This window comes from Paenibacillus sp. FSL P4-0113, assembly GCF_038009305.1.
Taxonomy (GTDB): domain Bacteria; phylum Bacillota; class Bacilli; order Paenibacillales; family Paenibacillaceae; genus Paenibacillus; species Paenibacillus polymyxa_D.
Window position 1 is genome coordinate 289,769 of sequence record NZ_JBBPAZ010000001.1, and the last position, 22,562, is coordinate 312,330.

The 22,562-nt window shown below is 51.5% G+C and carries 1 protein-coding gene (cut by a window edge); it reads left to right on the top strand.

Going from position 1 to position 22,562, the window contains the following annotated elements:
• Positions 1 to 22,562: the 5' portion of a non-ribosomal peptide synthase/polyketide synthase gene (locus tag MKX46_RS01305; RefSeq protein ID WP_341070790.1), read on the top strand. The gene runs 19,705 nt beyond the window's last position; 22,562 of the gene's 42,267 nt are visible here — the first part of the coding sequence; it begins with the start codon at positions 1 to 3; its stop codon lies beyond the right edge, outside the window.

The following is a 22,562-nucleotide window of genomic DNA, read 5'->3' on the forward strand; positions in this document are numbered from 1 at the left end:
ATGACACAGCAAGATGTTCAATTGTTTTCCTTAAGCCAGCCACAGCAACGTATTTGGTATACGGAGCTTTTGTATCCTCATCGGAACACTTCAACAATTATTGCTACTGTAAAGATCAGGGGAACTGTTCGCATAGATGTCTTGCAGCAAGCAATGAATCGGGTAATTGCCCAAAATGATTCTTTTCGTATCAAAATTACTGCTCAGGATGGGATTCCATATCAATATGTAGAGCCATTTACGGCAGAAAGTATAGAAACGATCCAAGTTACCCCGGAAGAAGCGAATGTATGGTTAAAGCGTCATAATCCACAGCCGTTCTCATTGTTGGATTCGCAGCTGTACCGATTTGTTATCTTGCAGCTCGGAACAGAAGAAACCTGGTTTAATTTTAAAATGCATCATATTATTTCAGACGGCGTGTCCATGAATCAGGCCATTAATGAAATCACAGGACATTATATGGATATTGTGCATGGTACAGGCCAAGATGCGCCGACCAAAGGCAATCCCTATCTGGATTTTATCCAGGTAGAGCAAAGTTATGAGCAATCAGACCGTTATCAAAAGGACAAAACGTACTGGACGGAAAAGTTTGCCGATTTGCCTGAGACTACAGGTTTGAAATCATATAACCCGCTGACACTGAGTACAGCTGCACGCCGGGAGAGCTTTATACTGGAACATGAGTTGTATCGTGGTGTTACGGCTTTTTGCGAAGAGCATAAAATTAGTATTTTCACGTTCTTCCTGGCGGCTCTGTATATTTATTTGCATAAAGTGACGGGGGAGCAGGACTTAACCGTGGGGACACTCTATGCCAACCGTACGTCTAAGAAGGAAAAGGATACCATCGGTATGTTCGTCAGCACCGTGGCTACGCGTCTGTTGGTCGAACCAGAATCCGAACTGCTGACCTTTCTGCAAGGTGTAGGGAAGGAGCAGGCGTCCATTTTGCGGCATCAGCGTTACCCGTACAACAAAATTATTCAGGATTTGCGTGAACAGCAAAGCAGCCTGGACATTCAGCGTCTGTTTGGTGCTTCCATTCAGTACCGCACCTTGAGTTTCTCCCGGTTTGATGAAGCGATTCAGCAGGTTGATAACGATTTCTGCGGAGATACGGTGAACGACTTCGATATTCACATGGTTGAAATGCTGGATGATGATAGACTCGTGCTGTATCTGGATTATCGTACCGAGCTGTTTAGTGAACAGGAAATTGCCCGAATTATTCGGCAATTTTTGAGTGTGGCGGAGCATATGGTGCAGGGCCCACACAAGCGGATACAGGAATTGTCGCTGATCAGTGAGGAAGAACGGGCGCAAATCGTCGACGTATTCAATGCTACAGCGGTGGAATATCCACACGAAGCAGGCATTCATGAGTTGTTTGAGGAACAGGCTGAACATGCACCGAATCAGACAGCAGTTGTGTTTGGAAATGCCCGTTTAACTTATGGCGAACTGAATGTAAAAGCAAATCAACTGGCTCACACGTTGCGCGGACACGGTGTTACCGCCGAGCAAACTGTAGGTATCGTTGCTGAGCGTTCCACGGATATGATCGTCGGCATGTTGGCGATTCTCAAAGCGGGCGGTGCATATGTACCCATTGACCCTGATTATCCGGCTGAACGTGTACGTTACCTGTTGGAAGATTCGGGAGCGAAGTTGTTGCTGGTGCAGCGTGCAGAACAGCAACCGGAGGAATACACCGGAATCGTGCTGGATCTAAGCGATGCTAAGGTGTACGCGGCAGAGGATGACCAAGGCTTGAATACCGTACATGGGGAGCAAAACGAGGCTTATCATGTGGATTATGCCGATTATACAAATCCGAAAAATGAGATTTTAAAGGAATCGTCCTCGTCTGTCGTAGACAGCACTGCTGGGACACAAGAACGGAAATTTGGAAACCGACTAGCTTATTTGATGTATACTTCGGGCACGACCGGACAGCCCAAAGGGGTTATGGTAGAACATCGCAATGTCGTGCGTTTGGTAAAGCATACAAACTATGCGCAACTGGGTGCTGACACGCGCATTTTGCAAACTGGCGCCGTTGTCTTTGACGCGTCCACCTTCGAAATTTGGGGTGCGCTATTGAATGGTGGACAGCTCGTGCTGGTGAGTCAGGATGTTATTTTGGACGCTCCCAAGCTCAAGGAAGCCGTGCGCAACCATGGTATCACGACAATGTGGCTGACTGCGCCGCTCTTTAACCAGCTATCTCAGCAGGACTTGGAGCTGTTCGAGGGGGTAGAAGAACTGCTGGTCGGTGGTGATGTGCTGTCCGTACCGCATATTAACCGGGTGCTGGAGGCTTATCCGTCTCTGCGGATTATTAACGGCTATGGTCCGACGGAAAATACAACTTTTTCTACAACTCATGCGATTGCTGGAGTGCAATCAGAAGCGGTGCCGATTGGGCGTCCGATCCACAACTCCACAGCGTATGTTGTAGATCGTTCCATGCAGCTTCAGCCTGTAGGGGCATGGGGTGAGCTAATCGTCGGCGGTGATGGGGTGGCACGTGGCTACCGGAACCGTCCTGATTTAACGGCTGAAAAATTCGTAGATAGTCCGTTCCGTAGCGGAGAGCGCTGCTACCGTACAGGCGATTTGGTTCGCTGGAATGAGGATGGAACGCTGGAATACAAAGGACGGATCGACGCACAGGTGAAAATCCGGGGCTATCGGATTGAGCTGGGCGAGGTGGAAGCGCAGCTCTTGAAGCTAGATGCGGTACAAGAAGCTGTCGTCATTGCACGTGAGGATGAGCAGGGACAGAAACAGCTCTGCGCATATGTAGTCACCCTTGTGGATATCGCGGCTAGTGAGTTGCGAAGCACCTTGAGCCAAGAATTGCCGGGTTATATGGTGCCGTCGTATTTTGTGCAGATGGAGCAATTGCCGTTAACACCAAATGGCAAAGTGGATCGTCGGGCGTTGCCGCAACCGGAGGGAAGCGTGGATTCCGGCGAGGATTATGTAGCAGCCCGTAATGAGGTAGAGCGGACATTGGTATCGGTATGGCAATCTGTACTGGGAATCGAACAGATTGGTGTTCTGGATAACTTTTTCCATTTGGGCGGCGACTCGATCAAGGCCATCCAAGTGTCTTCAAGACTGCTGCAAAATGGTTACAAGCTGGAAATGAGGGAGTTGTTCCAGTATCCGACGATTGCTGAGCTGAATGGACGGGTGCAGCGGGTGACCCGCGTTTCCGATCAAGGAGAAGTTAGTGGAACCGTGGCATTGACACCGATTCAACACTGGTTCATTGAACAGCAGCCATCCAATCCTGAGCACTATAACCAGGCTCTGATGCTGCATCGTGAGGATCGACTGGACGAAACGGCGCTTCGTCAGGCACTGCAAAGCATTGTCGAGCATCATGATGCTTTGCGCATCGTATTCCGCCAGAATGCAGACGGTGGGTATGAAGCATGGAACCGAGGCGTGCAAGAAGGAGAGCTGTATAGCCTCGAAGTGGTGGATTATACAAGGGAGTCTGACTTTGCTCATTTGCTGGAGAACAAAGCCAACGAAATCCAAAGCAGCATCCGTCTAGATGAAGGACCGCTGGTAAAGCTGGGTCTGTTCCGTTGCAACGATGGAGACCATTTGTTGGTAGCAATCCATCATTTTGTGGTTGACGGTGTGTCTTGGCGTATTTTGTTGGAGGATTTGGCAACCGGCTATGAACAGGCTTTACGGGGCGAGTCTGTCCGTTTGCCGAATAAAACGGATTCCTTCCGCCTTTGGGCTAATCAGCTGTCAGCTTATGCGAACAGCACAGCATTGGAGAAGGAGCGTGCGTATTGGGAGCAAATTGAGGAAGCAGGGAAAAGCCAGGCATCCTTGCCTAAGGATTACAATCGTAAATCTCAGGCCAAGCCACAGCTTCGCGATGATCGGACGCTGACCGTAGCGTGGACGGTAGAAGAAACAGAACAATTCTTGAAACAAGCTCATCGGGCCTACAATACGGAAGCAAACGACCTGCTGCTGACAGCTCTGGGCACTGCAATTCAGGAGTGGGCGAGCATCCGTCAGGTGCTTGTAAATCTGGAGGGTCATGGACGGGAAGCCATTTTGCCGGATATGGATATTACGCGCACAGTCGGTTGGTTTACCAGTCAATTCCCGGTTGTACTCAATATGGGCGAGGATCGGAATGTAGGACGGCGTGTCAAGAACGTCAAAGAAGGGCTGCGCCGTTTGCCGCATAAAGGGATTGGATACGGGATTTTGAGATATCTTGCTAGCGGTGAAGGAGAAGCAGCTTTTGTTGCCGAGCCAGAAATCAGCTTTAACTATCTCGGACAATTCGATCAGGATTTAAAGAATAATGCCTTCCGCATGTCTCCTTATTCCATCGGAGCTTCCATGAGTGACACGTTGACCAAGCGGTATGCTCTGGATATCAACGGCATGATCACGGACGGTGCACTGGAACTGACGATCAGCTACAGCAACAAAATGTTTATGAAAAAATCAATCAAAAAGCTGGCTGATCTGTTGCAGGAGGGCTTACGTGAGGTATTGGCTCACTGTGTGGGTAAAGAGTTGCCGGAGCTGACACCAAGCGACTTGTCCTTCCAAGGACTGACGGCTGGAGAGCTGGATCATATTGTAGAGCAGACGGCTAATGCGGGAGAACTGGAAAACATTTATTCGCTCACACCCATGCAAAAAGGCATTCTGTTCCACGGCTTAATGGAGCCGCAATCCGGGGCGTACTTTGAGCAGGCGACATTTGATCTGCAAGGCAGCTTTCAAGTGGAGGCTTTTGCCGAAAGCCTAAATCAGCTGGTGGATCGCCATCAAATATTCAGAACGAATTTTTATAGCGGATGGAATGAGCAGCCTTTACAGGTGGTGTACCGTCACAAGCACGCCGGGTTCCGTTTTGAAGATGTACGTTCGATGGAACAAGGTGAGCAGGACGCATATATTGCTGATTTTGCTGAGCGCGACAAAGCCGAAGGCTTTCATTTCAGCTCAGGCGAGCTGATGCGGGTGTCTATTTTACGTACAGGCGAGGAGTCGTATCGTTTTGTGTGGAGCTTCCATCATATTTTGATGGACGGTTGGTGCTTGTTCCTTGTTGTAGGGGAAGCATTTAATACGTACTTTGCCATCCTCGAAGACCGCAAGCCGGAGCTCGCTCCGGTAACACCATACAGCGAATACATTGAATGGCTGGATCGGCAGGACAACGTGGAGGCTGAACGGTTCTGGAGTGATTATTTTGCTGGCTTTGAGCAGCAGACCGTATTACCGCAGGTAAAACAGCTGGACAGTCACGCTAAAGAATATGAAGCGGACAAGCTTTCGTTTACACTGGGCCACGAAGTGACGGAACGGATGAACAAGCTGGTTAAGCAGAAGCAAGTAACGGTCAATACCCTTCTGCAAGCAGCGTGGGGCGTTGTGCTGCAACGGTATAACAACAGTCGGGATGTTGTATTTGGCAGTGTCGTATCCGGCAGATCAGCGGATATTCCGGGCATCGATAAAATGATTGGTTTGTTCATTAATACGGTTCCTGTACGAGTTCACAGTGAGAAAGATATGACGTTTGCTGCGTTAATGAAGCAGATACAGGAGCAGGCACTGGCTTCCCGTGCCTATGAAACCTATCCGTTGTATGAAATTCAGGCCCTAACAGAGCAGAAACAGGACCTGGTGAACCATATTATGGTGTTTGAAAACTACCCGGTGGAACAGCGCATGGAGCAAATGGGCAGTCGTGGCACGAATGGCTTTACGATTGCAAATGCTTCCGTGTCGGAGCAAACGAACTATGATTTCAACATTACGGTTGTGCCGGGCGATGAAATTCATGTCCATTTGGAGTACAACGCGCAAGTATTGGAACGCACGGCTGTAGAGCAAATCCGCGAGCATTTGCTGCATATGATTGAAGAAGCGATTAACCGACCAGATGCGCTGGTAGATGAACTTGAGCTGGTGACTGCTGCGGAAAAAGCAAAAATCATCGATGGTTTTGGATCCGTGGGCGTAGCTGCATGGAGTGATGAAAAGCAATCAGAAGGGTTGTTCCACGTCTATGTGGAAGAACAAGCGCAGCTTGTGCCGGATCATGTGGCAGTGGTATACGAGGAGCGGCAGCTTACGTACCGCGAGCTGAACGAGCGTGGGAATCAACTTGCTCGTAGATTGCGGAATGAAGGCATTGGGCGTGAATCCATTGTTGGTATTTTGAGCGAGCGATCGGTGGACATGATGGTCGGCGTACTGGCGGTATGGAAGGCCGGCGGTGCATACGTGCCACTGGATGCAGATTATCCATCCGAACGTATCCGCTTTATGCTCGAGGACAGCGGCGCTACGGTGCTGCTTACGCAAACAGGTTTGCAGGAACGCGCGCAAGCATGGCTGGAGGAGAGCCGACAGGTCTTGGCCGGTGGGCAGTCTGAGGGCGAGTTGGAAATAGCGGCTGGCGCTGAAACGATGGAAAGAGGCAGCCTGAGTGAAGGCGTAAGTTTTAAATTAGATTCGAGTTCTGACAACGAAGAAGCATCCGAACCGGCAACAGGGCTGCGTCTGCGTACTGTATTGGCGCTGGACGATGAGTCGTTGTACACCGGAGATGCCACGGATGTGGAACCTATCAACGAGCCGCAGGATCTGGCATATGTGATCTACACGTCCGGTACAACGGGACGTCCGAAGGGTGTCATGATCGAGCATCACAGTTTGGTAAACACAGCTGTGGCATACCGACGGGATTACCGTTTGAACCAGTTCCCGGTACGGCTGCTGCAACTGGCAAGCTTCTCCTTCGACGTGTTCGTCGGCGATATCGCGCGGGCGCTCTATAACGGTGGCACGATGGTCATCTGCCCGAAAGACGACCGCATTGATCCAAGCCGTCTGTATGGCTGGATTCACGATTATCAGATTACGGTGTTCGAATCCACACCGGCTTTAATCGTACCGTTTATGCAGCATGTGCATGAACAGGGCCTTGACATGAGCAGTCTGGAACTGCTGATCACCAGCTCGGATAGCTGCAGCGTGACGGATTATCGGGTGCTGCAAGAACGGTTTGGCGCAGATATTCGCATTATGAACAGCTATGGCGTCACGGAAGCGGCGATTGACTCCAGCTTCTACGACGAAGAACTGTCAAAGCTGCCAAGTAGCGGCAGTGTGCCGATTGGTCAGGCATGGCTGAACGCACGCTTCTACATCGTGGACAGCCAGCTGAATCCGGTGCCGATCGGCGTACTGGGCGAGCTGTGCATTGGCGGTGCTGGAGTGGCACGTGGATACCTGAACCGCCCAGACCTGACGGCCGAGAAATTCGTGGCGAATCCGTATGTAGCCGGTGAACGATTGTACCGCACAGGTGACCTGGCGCGGTGGATGCCAGACGGCAATGTGGACTTTATCGGTCGGATGGACTACCAGGTCAAAATCCGGGGCTACCGGATTGAGCTGGGCGAGATTGAAACGGCGATCCAGCGGGTACCGGGTGTGCGTCAAGCCGTAGTCATCGACCGGACGGATGAGCGTGGACACAAGTACTTGTGCGGGTACATCACGGGAGAAGCTGAGCTGCGGATCGAGGAAGTACAAGCAGAACTGGAATCCGGGTTACCAGCGCACATGGTGCCAGCACGCTTGATGCGACTGGAGACGATTCCGCTGACCAGCAACGGCAAAATCGATCGCAAGGCCTTGCCGGAACCGGAGGGAAGCATCCATACGGGTGCAGCCTATGTGGCACCACGTACTACGGCAGAGCAAGTACTGGCTGCAGTGTGGGCCGGAGTACTCGGCGTGGAAGCGGTAGGCACGCAGGATAACTTCTTTGAACTGGGCGGCGATTCGATCAAAGCACTGCAAGTATCGTCCCGCTTGCTGCAAGCAGGCTATCGATTGAACATGAAGGATCTCTTCAGCAATCCGACGGTAGCGGCGCTCAGTCCTTTGCTTCGTACAGATGGTAAGATGGCCAGTCAGGAAGAAGCAGTAGGCAAGGTAGATCTGACACCCATTCAGCGATGGTTCTTCGAGCAGCAGCCTGCTGATCTGCACCACAGCAATCAGGCGATGATGCTGTACCGAGCTGGGCGCTTTGACGTCAACGCGCTACGCCGTACAATGGACCGTATTGTCCAGCATCATGACGCATTGCGCACGGTATTCCGTGAGACGGAGCAAGGCTATGCAGCTTGGAACCGCAGTGTAGAGGAAGGCGAGCTATACACGCTGGACATTGTAGATTTTAGTGGAGTTGAAGACGAATCCACCGCTGTAGAAGCTAAGGCGAGTGAAATTCAAGCGAGCATTCATTTGAGCGAGGGGCCGCTGGTGAAGCTCGGTCTGTTCCACTGCGCTGAGGGCGACCATTTGCTAATCGTCATTCATCATTTGGTTGTGGACGGTGTATCGTGGCGTATTTTGCTGGAGGATTTGGCATCCGGTTATGAGCAGGCTATTGCAGGCAAAACAGGCACAGCTATCCGACTACCGCATAAAACAGATTCGTTCCAGACTTGGGCCGAGCAGCTGTCGGCCTATGCGAATAGCGCGACGATGGAGCGGGAGCTTGCTTACTGGCAGCATATCGAACAAGCAGAAGCCAGTCTTGCGAAGCCTTTGCCAAAGGATTTTGCGAATGACAATGCACTGCTTGGGGACAGTGAGGTTGTGACGGTCCGCTGGACGAAGCAGGAAACCGAGCAGTTGCTCAAACAAGCTCATCGCGCATACAACACGGAAATGAATGACCTGCTGCTGGCTGCGCTCGGAAAAGCCGTATATGACTGGTCTGGTTCTGAACGGGTGCTGGTCAACCTGGAGGGCCATGGACGGGAAGCTATTGTACCGGATGTGGATATTACGCGGACAGTCGGTTGGTTTACGAGCCAGTTCCCGGTTGTACTGGATGGAAGTCTGGGACAAGGGGGGAATACGGCTCGTCTGATCAAACGGGTCAAGGAAGGGCTGCGTCATATTCCGCAGAAAGGCATCGGCTATGGTATTTTACGATACCTGTCGGATACGAATGTCCTGGAGAAAGCAGGCGTGCAGTTAAAGGCTCAGCCTGAGATCAGTTTTAACTATTTGGGACAATTCGATCAGGATTATAAAGGCAATGATCTGGAGCCTTCCTCCTATTCCATCGGTGTGCCTGTCAGCACGAATGCGGCTATGGATTTTGTACTGGATATCAATGGAGTCATCGAGGATGGAGAACTGATTTTCACGATTCGCTACGGTACAACGCAATTCCGTCATGAGACGATTGCACGACTTGGAGAGCTGCTGGCATCCGGCTTGCGTGAGATGATTCATCATTGTGTCGCCCAAGAAAGAACGGTGTTGACCCCAAGTGATGTCCTGTTAAACCATGTAACGCTGGACGAGCTGGAGCAATTGGTGAAGGATACGCAAGATATGGGTGAGCTGGAAAATGTGTATGCTTTGACACCGATGCAAAAGGGCATGCTCTTCTTCAGTCTGATGGATGAAAATTCGGCAGCTTATTTTGAACAGGCAACCTTTGAGTTGAACGGTTGTTTTGATGTGGTTGCTTTCGGTAAAAGCTTTGACCTGCTCGTACAGCGTCATGAGGCATTACGGACGAACTTTATCAGTTCATGGAAGGATGAGCCTGTACAGGTCGTTTTCCGCAACCGTAGCGGAGAATTATATTATGAAGACTTGCGCGGACTAGAAAAAGAGGAACGAGAAGCTCGTGTTGAAGCTTTTGCCATCGAGGACAAAGCGAAAGGATTCAATCTCGCAGAGGATGCACTCATTCGTGTCTCCATTTTGCAAACGGGGGATGAAACGTATCACTTTGTTTGGAGCTTCCATCACATTTTGATGGATGGCTGGTGCTTGTCCTTTATGACACAGGAGGTATTTGGCAGCTATCTGACACTGCGCGCCGGTCATGAGCCAGCGCTGGAGCCTGTCACGCCGTTCAGTCGATTTATCGAATGGCTGGAACGTCAGGACCGTGAGGCAGCTTTGCAATATTGGCGTGGGTATCTGGCGGACTATGAGCAGCAAATTACGCTTCCTCAGCAAAAAACACAGCCTAAATCGATGCAAGCCGGGCTATATGTCGCTGAAGATCTGGAATGTGACTTCCAGCCAGAGCTGGTTGCTCAGATCGAACGGGTAGCGAAGCAAAATCAGGTCACGATCAATACGCTGATTCAGACCGTATGGGGCGTTCTGTTGCAAAAATATAACAACAGTACGGATATCGTGTTTGGCAGCGTTGTGTCCGGTCGTCCAGGGGATATTCCAGGTGTGGAGCACATGATCGGGCTATTTATTAATACAATTCCAGTGCGTGTGCAGTCTGAACCAGGTGAAAGTTTTGTCGAGCTGATGAGACGAACACAGCGGCAGGCGCTGGCTTCCAATGGTTATGATGCGTTCCCGCTGTATGAAATTCAAGCACTGACCGAGCAGAAGCAGGATTTGATCAATCATATTATGATATTTGAAAATTATCCGGTGGAGCAGCAGGTAGAGCAGCTGGGCAGTGAAGGACAGGAACCATTTACAATTTCGAATGTGGTGGCTACAGAGCAAACGAACTACGATCTAAACGTCGTCGTGATGCCAGGAGAAGGTATCAAGATTCGTTTTATGTATAACACGCTCAGCTTTGATCAAGCAGGTATTGAGCGCTTGTATGGACATTTTGCACGTTTGCTGGAGCAAATTTCGCTCAACCCGCATGTTCGGGTGGAAGAGCTGGAACTACTCACAGCAGCAGAAAAACAACAGATTACAGCGGCCTTTAATGACACCGCTTGTGCATTTCCGTCCCATCAGACGATTCATCAGCTGTTCGAGGATCAGGTGGAGTGTACGCCGGATCAGGTAGCATTGGTGTTTGGACATCAGCGTCTGACATATCGGGAGCTGAATGAACGTGCCAATTCATTGGCTCGAATGCTTCAAGCCCAGGGAGTAGGACCTGACAAACTGGTCGGTCTGATGGTGCAGCGTTCCGTGGAAATGATCGTAGGTCTGCTGGCTGTGCTAAAAGCAGGCGGTGCTTATGTGCCGATTGATCCCGAATTTCCATCCTCTCGTATTGCATACATGCTGGAAGACAGCGAGGCCGCAGTGCTTCTGACCCGTCGTGAACTGGCAGAAGAACACCATTGCCATGCCAATACCCTGTTTCTTGAGGATGCCGCATTGTATCAGGGAGAAAGTAGCAACCTGGAGACGATTGCCCGCCCAGAGCATTTGGCTTATGTCATCTATACGTCGGGTTCGACTGGAAATCCGAAAGGAGTTATGCTCCAGCATCGCTCGGTCCTCAACTTTATTACTGGGATGCGCGAAGTCATTGATTTTGAAGCGAGCCAAACCATGTTGTCACTGACGACCATTTCATTCGATATTTTCGTATTGGAAACCATTCTCCCCCTGTTGGGTGGAATGACGGTTGTGCTTGGCGACAGCCAGCATCAGGTGAATCCTCAGGCGCTGGGTGAGTTGATTACTCAACATTCGATTGAGATGTTGCAAATGACCCCATCCCGGTTACAAATGCTGTTGGGTCATGAAGCAGGCTCGCGCGTGCTGCAAAGCGTGAAGGCAATTATGGTTGGGGGCGAAGCTCTTCCGTCCAAGCTGCTCGCAGCACTGCAAGAGATAGACGGTCCCCGTATTTATAACATGTACGGACCTACAGAAACGACGGTGTGGTCGGCCGTGCAGGAACTGACCCATGCTCAGCATATTAATATTGGACGTCCTATTGCGAATACCCAAATCTATATCATGAATGCGAGTGGAGAATTGCAGCCCGTCGGTGTGCCGGGCGAGTTATGTATTGCCGGGGAAGGATTGGCCCGTGGGTATTGGAAACGTGAAGAACTGACGGCCGAGAAATTTGTGATTAATCCGTTTGCTGGGGGTAAGGCAGGCCATGAGCGGATGTACCATACAGGCGATTTGGCGAGATGGACGCCGGACGGCAACATTGAATATTTGGGGCGGATGGACCATCAGGTGAAAATTCGGGGCTACCGAATCGAACTGGGCGAGATCGAATCGCAGCTGTTGCAGGTGGAGTCGGTACAAGAAGCGGTCATCATGGCTCGTGGGGACGAAACGGGTCAAACACAGCTCGTGGCGTACTATGTGGCGAGTCAAGAACTGGGAGCCGGTGAGCTGAGACATGAGCTGGGACAAGAACTGCCAAGCTATATGATGCCGTCGTATTTCATCTGGTTGGAGCAGATGCCGCTGACACCGAACGGTAAAATCGACCGCAAGTCCCTGCCAGCACCGGAAGGCAATCTGCACAGCGGTGCGGATTATGTAGCGCCACGCACTGCACCGGAACGAGCGCTTGTAGCGGTCTGGCAGTCCGTCCTGGGTGTGCCAACCGTCGGTATGTTGGACAATTTCTTTGATCTGGGTGGCGATTCGATCAAGGCGATTCAGATTGTGTCCCGTGCGTTCCAGGCAGGCTACAAGCTGGACATGAAGGATTTGTTCCGCTATCCCATCGTCGCAACCCTGGCACCGCATATGCACGAGGTCAGTCGTAGGGCAGATCAGGGAGAAGTAAGCGGAGAAACGGCGTTGCTTCCGATCCAGCGCGAGTTCTTTGCGCAGGAGCAAGTAGACGTGCATCACTTTAATCAGGCGGTGATACTGCACCGGGAGCAGGGGTTCGACGAGTCGGCTCTGCGTCAGGCGCTTGGCAAACTAACAGAGCATCATGATGCTCTGCGGATGGTGTTCAGCAAGACAGAACAAGGCTATCAAGCATGGAATCGCGGAATACAGGAAGGTGAGCTGTATCATCTGGATGTGGTGGACTTTACGAACTTGACGGATAAAGCCACGCTCAGCGCAGCCATTGAGGCGAAAGCCAGTGAAATTCAAAGGAGTATCCAACTGCATGAAGGGCCGCTGTTTAAAGCAGGTTTGTTCCACTGTGTAGATGGCGATCATTTGCTGATGGTGATTCACCATTTGGTGGTGGACGGGGTATCCTGGCGTATTTTGTTTGAGGATTTGGCTACTGCCTATGAACAGGCCGTTCATCAGAAAGTGCTTCAGCTGCCGGACAAAACGGATTCCTTCCGTTCCTGGTCACAAAAACTTTCCAAGTATGCGAATAGCACAGCCATGGACAGTGAGCACGCCTACTGGGAGCAATGGAACGCAGTCGCTTTGTCTGACCAAGTACGATTGCCTGAGGATCAAGCGCAGGCTGACTCATTTACTTTGGCTGACACCGATACAGTGGTCTTCCAGCTTACGGAAGAAGAGACAGAGAGACTATTGAAGCAAGCGCACCGCGCGTACAACACGGAAGTGAACGATCTGTTGCTGACGGCTTTGGGCATGATGCTGTACACATGGACCGGCCATGAACGCAGTCTGATTCATTTAGAGGGACACGGACGTGAGAACATTTTGCCGGATACGGACATTTCTCGTACCATAGGCTGGTTTACGAGTCCATATCCGATATGGCTGGACATCGGTCGTGATCAGGCTTTGTCGGAACGCATCAAACAGGTCAAAGAGAGTCTGCGTGATATTCCGAATCAAGGAATGGGCTACGGAATCTGGAGATATTTGAGTGAATCTGGCCAAGCCATGGGTCAGCAAGCAGATGCACTGAATCTCGCTCAACATCAAGCTTTTGCCGAGCCGCAAGTGAGCTTCAATTACCTCGGACAGCTGGATCAGGACTTGCAAAACAGCGATATTCGTATGTCTCCTTACTCGATGGGATCGGTCGTTAGTGACCGGACGAAGATGAAATTTGCGCTCGATGTGAGCGGAATCGTAACGAACGGCATCCTGGAACTGGACATTCGATATAACGGCAAAGCCTTCCGTAAAGATACGGTCCAAATGTTAGCCAACCTGTTGAAATCCAATCTGCTTGAAGTTATCGAGCATTGTGTTACACGAGATCGGATCGAATTAACTCCAAGTGATGTACTGTTCAAAGGTCTGACCCTGGAGCAATTAGATACGATTAAGGAGCAGACCAAGACGGTTGGGGAATTGGAAAATGTGTACCCGCTAACGCCCATGCAAAAGGGCATGCTGTTCCACAGTCTAATGAATGCTGAAACAGGCGTGTATTTTGAACAGGCGACCTTTGATCTGGAGGGCCATTTTGCACCGTCCACATTCGAGGAAAGTCTGAAGCTGCTGGTTAGTCGACATGCTATATTACGGACGAATTTCTACAGCGGCTGGCATGGTCAACCCTTGCAAATCGTCTATCGCCATAAAAGTCCGAGCTTCTTTTATGAGGACGTTAGAGGGTGTGAACAGGCTGTAGCTGAATTTGTGGCCCAGGACAAAGCTCGAGGCTTTGATTTAAGCAAGGATGCGCTTATGCGCGTATCCGTCTTCCGCACGGGTGAAAGCTCATACCGTTTTGTATGGAGCTTCCATCATATTGTGATGGACGGCTGGTGCCTGTCGCTGATGACAGACGAAGTGTTTGGTGCCTATGCTGCCTTGCTGGAGAACAAGCAGCCAGAGCTCGCACCTGTCAAGCCGTATAGTGACTATATCGAATGGTTGCAAGATCAGGATGCACAGGAAGCGACCCGTTATTGGAGTGACTATTTGGCAGGCTTTGAGCAGCAAACCTTGTTGCCTGGTGAGAATGCGCAAGCTTCTGTAGCCGCACGGGATGAAGAACCAGACGGAAGTGGTGGAAGTTCAAATTCTGGCTATGTTTCGGAAAAGCTGCCATTTATGTTGGGTAAAGAACGGAGTGCCGCATTAAAGCAAATAGCCAAGCAACAACATGTCACGATTAACACCTTGCTGCAAAGTGTGTGGGGCGTTATTTTACAGCAATACAATAATAATCAGGATGTTGTGTTTGGTGGTGTGGTATCCGGTCGTCCGGCAGACATTCCAGGTGTGGAGAACATGATTGGATTGTTTATCAATACCATACCGGTTCGGATTCAAAGTGAACGGAATGCTACATTTGCTGAAGTATTGCAGCGCACACAGGAACAGGCTTTGGCCTCCAGTGTCTATGATACGTTTCCGCTGTACGATATTCAGGCACGGACTGAACAAAAACAAGACCTGATTCATCACATCATGGTCTTTGAAAACTACCCGATTGGGCAGCAGATGAAGCAGATGGGCGGTTCCGGCGAGACAAAGGCACAAACTGGCTTCTCGATTGCCAATGTGGCACTTGCCGAGCAAACCAACTACGATTTCAACCTGATTGTCGTGCCTGACGAAGATATCTCTATCCTACTTGAATACAATGCGCTGGTGTATAACCGGTCTGCAATGGAGCGTATCCAGGGTCATATCGACCACGTCATCGGACAAATCGTAGACAACCCAAATATCCGTGTGAATGAGCTGGCATTGGTGACCCCGCAAGAACAGGCACAGATCGTTCAGGTCTGGGGCGATACGGCGGTAGCCTATCCGCAGGATCAAACGCTAAGCAGTCTGTTTGAGCAGCAGGCAGCGAACACGCCGGAGCAAGTGGCGGTGTTGTGCGGAGCAAAGTCGTTGACCTACGCGGAGCTGAACGAGCGAGCCAACCGTCTCGCACGCACCTTGCGTGCGGAAGGTGTTGAACCGGATCAACCAGTCGGTATTCTGGTCCGCCGTTCGCTGGACATGATCGTAGGCATCTACGCGATCCTCAAAGCAGGCGGAGCCTACGTGCCGATTGATCCAGAATATCCAGCCGACCGCATCCGCTTTATGCTGGAGGACTCGGGCGCGAAGCTGGTGCTGACGCAATCGCATCTGGCGGAGCAAGCCTCACTGAGTTTCGACGGCCAGGTGCTGGTGCTGGATCGTCAGGAGCAGGATGGCCAAGACATTTACCACAAAGACGGTTCGAATTTGGAGCCACTGGCCGGGCCGCATCATGTAGCCTATGTCATCTATACCTCCGGCTCCACAGGAAAACCGAAGGGCGTGATGGTGGAGCATCATTCTGTGCTGAACCGGATTTTGTGGATGCATGATCGATACGGCTTGAGTGCGGAAGATACGATCTTGCAAAAGACGGCCTTCACCTTCGACGTGTCGGTGTGGGAGCTGTTCTGGTGGTCGCTGGTGGGCTCGAAGGTAAGCTTGCTGTCCGTGGGCGGGGAAAAGAACCCGGAAGACATCGTCGACACGATTGCCCGCGATGGCGTAACCACGATGCACTTTGTACCCGCTATGCTGCATGCGTTCCTGGAGTACGTGGAGCAGCAGCCACGGGAAGTGATGCAAGCGAAGCTGGCAACGTTGCGTCATGTCTTTGCCAGCGGCGAAGCATTGCCACCACAGCATGTGGCCCGGTTCCAACGAACCGTGTCGAGCCTGACCGGAGCGAAGCTGATCAACCTGTATGGACCAACCGAAGCGACGGTGGACGTATCGTACTTTGATTGCGAGCCGACGGAAGAATATACAGTCATTCCCATCGGGAAACCGATTCAAAACATTCGTCTGTACATCGTGAAGGAAGGCACGGAGCAATTGCAGCCGATCGGGGTTGCAGGGGAGCTGTGCATCGGTGGTGTCGGTGTGGCACGAGGTTATCTGAACCGTCCGGAGTTGACGGCCGAGAAATTTGTAACTGATCCGTTTTCGGGTGGTGAAGCAGGCTATGAACGGATGTATCGCACCGGCGATTTGGCGAGATGGATGCCGGACGGCAACATTGAATATCTGGGCCGGATCGACCATCAGGTGAAAATCCGGGGCTACCGAATTGAACTGGGCGAGGTCGAATCGCAGCTGCTCCAAGTGGAATCGGTACGAGAAGCGGTGGTCATGGCTCGTACGGATGAAACGGGTCAAAAACAAATGGTCGCCTACTATGTCGCGGGGCAAGAGCTAGGAGCCAGCGAGCTGAGAAGTGAGCTGGGCCGGGAGCTGCCAAGCTATATGGTGCCATCGTACTTTGTACAGTTGGAGCAAATGCCGCTGAGTCCCAACGGCAAAATCGACCGCAAGGCCTTGCCGGCACCGGAAGGCAGCCTGCAAACTGGAGCTGATTATGCAGAGCCGCGTACGGCGCAAGAACGCGCACTGGTAGCGGTCTGGCAGTCGGTACTGGGGCTGCAGACAGTCGGTATTTTGGACAATTTCTTTGATCTAGGCGGCGATTCCATCAAAGCCATCCAAATCGCATCGCGTACGTTCCAGGCCGGTTATAAGCTGGACATGAAGGATTTGTTCCAGTATCCAACGGTTGCAACACTGGCACCGCATATGCACGAGGTCCGTCGTATGGCAGATCAAGGAGAAGTAAGCGGGGAAACCGCTTTGCTTCCGATCCAGCATTGGTTCTTTGCGCAGGAGCGCGAGCGTCCGCAGCACTTTAATCAGGCGGTCATGCTCTATCGTGCCGAGGGCTTTGATGAGACGGCAGTTCGCCAAGTCATGGATCACATCGTGAAGCATCATGATGCGCTTCGTACGGTTTTCCGTCAGGCTCCCGCAGGTTATACGGCTTGGACACGCCCTGTAGAGGAAGGCACGCTGTATACGCTGGAAACGGTGGATTACCGTGAACAGGAAACTTATGCGGAAGCGCTGGAAGCGAAGGCAAATGAAATTCAAAGCAGCATTCACCTGTCCGAAGGACCGCTGGTGAAGCTGGGATTGTTCCACATAGCCGAGGGCGATCATTTGCTCATAGCTATTCACCATTTGGTGATAGACGGGGTGTCGTGGCGGATTCTGTTTGAGGATTTCTCTACTGGCTACGAGCAAGCGAGCAAAGGCGAGCCTGTACGATTGCCCTATAAAACGGATTCCTTCCAAGCATGGGCACGGGAGTTGTTGTCTTACGCCAACCGCCCTGAGGCTGCCTCGGATGAAGTTTATTGGAAGCAGCTGGAACAGGCCAAAGCCGAAGCGGCGCCGCTGCCTAAGGATTTTGCCTATGAGGGCTCTTTGAATGCAGACAGCGAAGTGCTGACGGTAGAGTGGACCGAAGCTGAAACGCAGCAGCTGTTAAAGCAGGTCCATCGCGCCTACAACACCGAGGTCAATGATTTGCTGCTGACCGCGCTGGGACTGGCGGTGCACAATTGGACAGGCGCCGGACAGGTACTGGTGAACCTGGAGGGCCATGGCCGGGAAGCGATCCTGCAAGAGATGGATATTACACGTACCGTAGGCTGGTTTACGAGCTTGTATCCAGTGCTGCTGGAGACCGACAAGGAAATGACACTGGCTCAGCGGATTAAAGAAACGAAGGAAGGCCTGCGCCGGATTCCGCATAAAGGGCTAACCTATGGCACTTGGCGCTACCTGTCCCCTGCGTCCGGATCAGGTGAAGCGCATGCGATTGCAGCAGAACCGGAAATCAGCTTTAACTATTTGGGTCAAGTCGATCAGGATCTACAAAACAGTGGAATCGCATTGTCACCCTATAGTGCAGGGGAGACAGAGGATGCACATTCACCGCTGCAATATACGCTGGATTTAAACGCGATGATCTCGGAAGGCACGCTGCGCTTGACGATTGCTTACAGCCGTAAGCAGTATCGTAAAGAAACGCTGGAACGTGTGGCAGGACTGCTTCAATCCGCTTTGCAAGAGGTGATTACGCATTGCGTCGCTCAAAAGCAGCCTCAGCTGACTCCAAGTGATGTGTCCTTTAAAGGTTTGACGACTGGAGAGCTGGAACAGATCGCGGAACAGGCAACACGTATCGGTGAGCTGGAAAATGTATACGCACTGACCCCGATGCAGAAGGGGATGCTCTTTTATAATCTGATGGATTCGCAATCGGGAGCATATTTTGAACAGGCCTCCTTTGATCTGCGAGGACATTTTAATATCGCTGCATTTGCGGCCAGTTTGGATGTTTTAATGCAGCGGCATACGGTACTGCGGACGAACTTCTACAGCGGCTGGAAGGATGAACCGCTTCAGGTCGTGTACCGCAATAAGCGCAGTGAACTGTATGTGGAAGACCTGCGGGACATGAAGGACGAGCAGCAAAACGAATACATGCTCGAATTTACGCGTAAAGACAAGCAAAGAGGCTTTGACCTAGCACAAGACGCCTTGATGCGTGTCGCTGTGTTGCGCACAGGTGAGGAGACGTACCGTTTTGTATGGAGTTTCCATCATATCGTGATGGATGGCTGGTGCTTGTCGCTGGTGACAAACGAAGTGTTTGCGAGCTATTTTGCGATCCTGGCCCATAAACAACCGGAACTGGCCCCTGTAACGCCGTACAGTCAATATATCGAATGGCTGGAGCAGCAGGATTGTCAGGCCGCATCGAGCTACTGGAGCAAGGCTCTGGAAGGATACGAGGAGCAGTCCCGTTTGCCACAGGCAAAAATCCAGGGCAAAACAGGGTATCAGGCTGAGCGTCTGGATTTTGATTTGGGCGCGGATCTCACAGCTGGTATTCAGCGCATAGCCAAGCGTTATCAGGTGACGATCAATACGTTGATGCAGACCGTTTGGGGTATTTTGCTGCAAAAATATAATGGCACCGATGATGTCGTGTTTGGCAGCGTGGTATCTGGACGTCCGGCAGACATTCCAAATGTGGAGCACATCATTGGTCTGTTTATCAATACGATTCCGGTGCGTATCCGCAGTCAAGTGGACAGTTTATTCTCCGATGTGATGAAGCAAACCCAGGAGCAATCGATTGCTTCCCATACCTATGATACGTATCCGTTGTATGAAATTCAGGGACTGTCGGAGCTTAAGCAGGATTTGATCAATCATATTCTTATTTTTGAGAACTATCCGGTCGAGGAACAAATCGAGCAATTAGGCAGCGGTGATGAGTCCAGCTTCACGATCACCGGAGCCGAGTCTGTCGAGCAGACCAACTATGACTTTAACCTGGTGGTACTGCCCGGGAACACCATTCACATGAGCTTTGGCTATAATGCCCTGGCCTTTGAACGGGAAAGTGTAGAGCAAGTCCGAGGCCATCTGGTGCAACTGCTGGAGCAGGTGACAGCGAATCCGGACATCCGTGTACATGAGCTGGATATGTTAAGCGAGCAGGAGCGCGAGCAAATTCTCAGCGCATGGGGAGATACGGCGACCGAGTATCCAAGCGAGCAAACGATTCATGGCTTGTTCGAGACGCAAACGGCGCAGACACCGGAGCAGACAGCCTTGTTCTTTGAAGGAGAAACGCTGACTTATCGCGAGCTGAATGAACGCGCCAATCGCCTGGCTCGTACCTTGCGCAGTCAAGGCGTGACGAAGGATCGTTTGGTGGGTCTGATGACCGAGCGGTCGGTGGATATGATCGTGGGCATCTTCGGGATTTTAAAAGCCGGAGGCGCATATGTCCCCATCGATCCAACCTACCCGGAAGAGCGTATCCGCTATATGCTGGACGACTCGGGTGCGAAGCTACTGTTGACACAAAGTCATCTGGTGGACAAAGCAGTTATCGATGGCCAAGTGCTGGTGCTGGATGGAACGCAAACGGTGTATCACGAGGATGGTTCCAACCTGGAGCCGTGGTCCGGTCCAAATGATTTGGCGTATGTGATTTATACATCGGGTACAACCGGGCAGCCGAAGGGCGTTATGCTGGAGCATCACGGGCTGTGCAATCTGAAAACGTATTTTGATCAGACGCTTCGAATCCGCACGTCGGATCATGCGTTGCTGTTCGCTAGCTATTCGTTTGATGCGGCTTGCTGGGAAATCTTCCAAGCGCTGTTCTGCGGAGCCACGTTATATGTGCCAACGACAGAGACGATTTTGAATTACGAGCGGTTTGAGCAATATATGGCGGATCACCACATCACGGTGGCAGCTTTGCCGCCGACCTATGCGGTGTATCTGGAGCCAGAGCGGATGCCACACCTGCGTATTCTGTTCACTGCGGGTTCAGCATCTTCCACCGAACTGGTATACAAGTGGAAGGATCAAGTGGCGTACTACAACGGCTACGGTCCAACTGAAAACTCAGTTGCAACGTCCATCTGGCCGGTGTCCGAGGATGCAAGGGCAGGACAACTCATTTCCATTGGACGTCCTGTGCCGAATCATCGGGTATACATGGTGGATGTGCATGGACATTTGGCTCCGGTCGGCGTAGCGGGTGAGCTGTGCGTGTCCGGTCCGGGTCTGGCGCGTGGATATCTGGATCGTCCAGAACTGACGGCGGAGAAATTTGTATCGAACCCGTTTGCGGCTGGTGAAGCAGGCTATGAACGAATGTACCGTACGGGTGACTTGGCGAGATGGATGCCAGACGGCAACATCGAATATTTGGGCCGGATTGACCATCAGGTGAAAATCCGGGGCTACCGGATCGAGCTGGGTGAGGTCGAGGCACAAATCTTGAAAGTGGAAGACGTGCAAGAGGTCATCGTACTGGCCCAAGCGGACGAACAGGGGCAAAACCAACTGGTGGCGTACTATGTCGCTGAAAGAGACGTAAGCGCTGGGGAGCTGCGTAGCTTACTGGGTGAGGAGCTGCCCAACTACATGATGCCTTCGTACTTCATCCAGCTGGAGCAGATGCCACTGACACCAAACGGTAAAATCGACCGCAAGGCCCTGCCAGCACCGGAGGGCAGCTTGCAAAGCGGAGCGGATTATGTAGAGCCGCGCACCGCGCTGGAGCAGACGTTAGTGTCCATTTGGCAGGCTGTATTAGGAGCAAAGAGAGTCGGCATTTTGGATAATTTCTTTGATCTGGGCGGCGATTCGATCAAAGCGATCCAGGTATCGTCCCGCTTGCTGCAAGCGGGCTACAAGCTGGAGATGAAGGATTTGTTCCAATATCCTTCCATTTCGTTGCTGAGCGGTCATGTACACAAGGTCAGCCGTACAGCCGATCAGCGGGTGGTCTCGGGAGCAGTTAAATTGAGCCCAATACAGCAATGGTTCTTTGGACAATCCTCAGCAGAGCCACATTATTTCAACCAATCGGTGATGCTGTATAGAGCACAAGGCTTCGATATAGACGCATTGCATCAAACGGTGGCCAAGGTAACTGAGCATCATGATGCGCTACGTATGATCTTCCGTCAGACCGAACAGGGCTATGAAGCGTGGAATCGCGGTGTGAACGAAGGCGAGCTGTATCATCTGGACGTTGTTGATCTAACGGATGTGCAAAACATTACAGATGTTGCAGCAGTAATTGAAATGAAAGCCAATGCTATCCAAAGTTCTATTCGTCTGGACGAAGGACCGCTGGTGAAGCTGGGACTTTTCCGCTGCATGGATGGAGATCATTTACTGATTGCGATCCACCATTTGGTCGTAGACGGGATTTCATGGCGGATTGTGTTTGAGGATTTTGCCACGGGGTATGAGCAGGCCGTGCGGGGAGAAGCGATTCTCCTGCCATATAAAACGGACTCTTTCTCCGACTGGGCAGAACGCTTGTCTCAATATGCGAATAGCCCGGCGATCGAAAATGAACGCGAATATTGGCAGCATCTCGATCAAATGGAATTCGCATCGTTGCCTAAGGATCAAGAGAGAGCGGAGGGACAACATTCTCTAATCAGAGACACTGCGACGGTGACCGTGGCTTGGAGCGA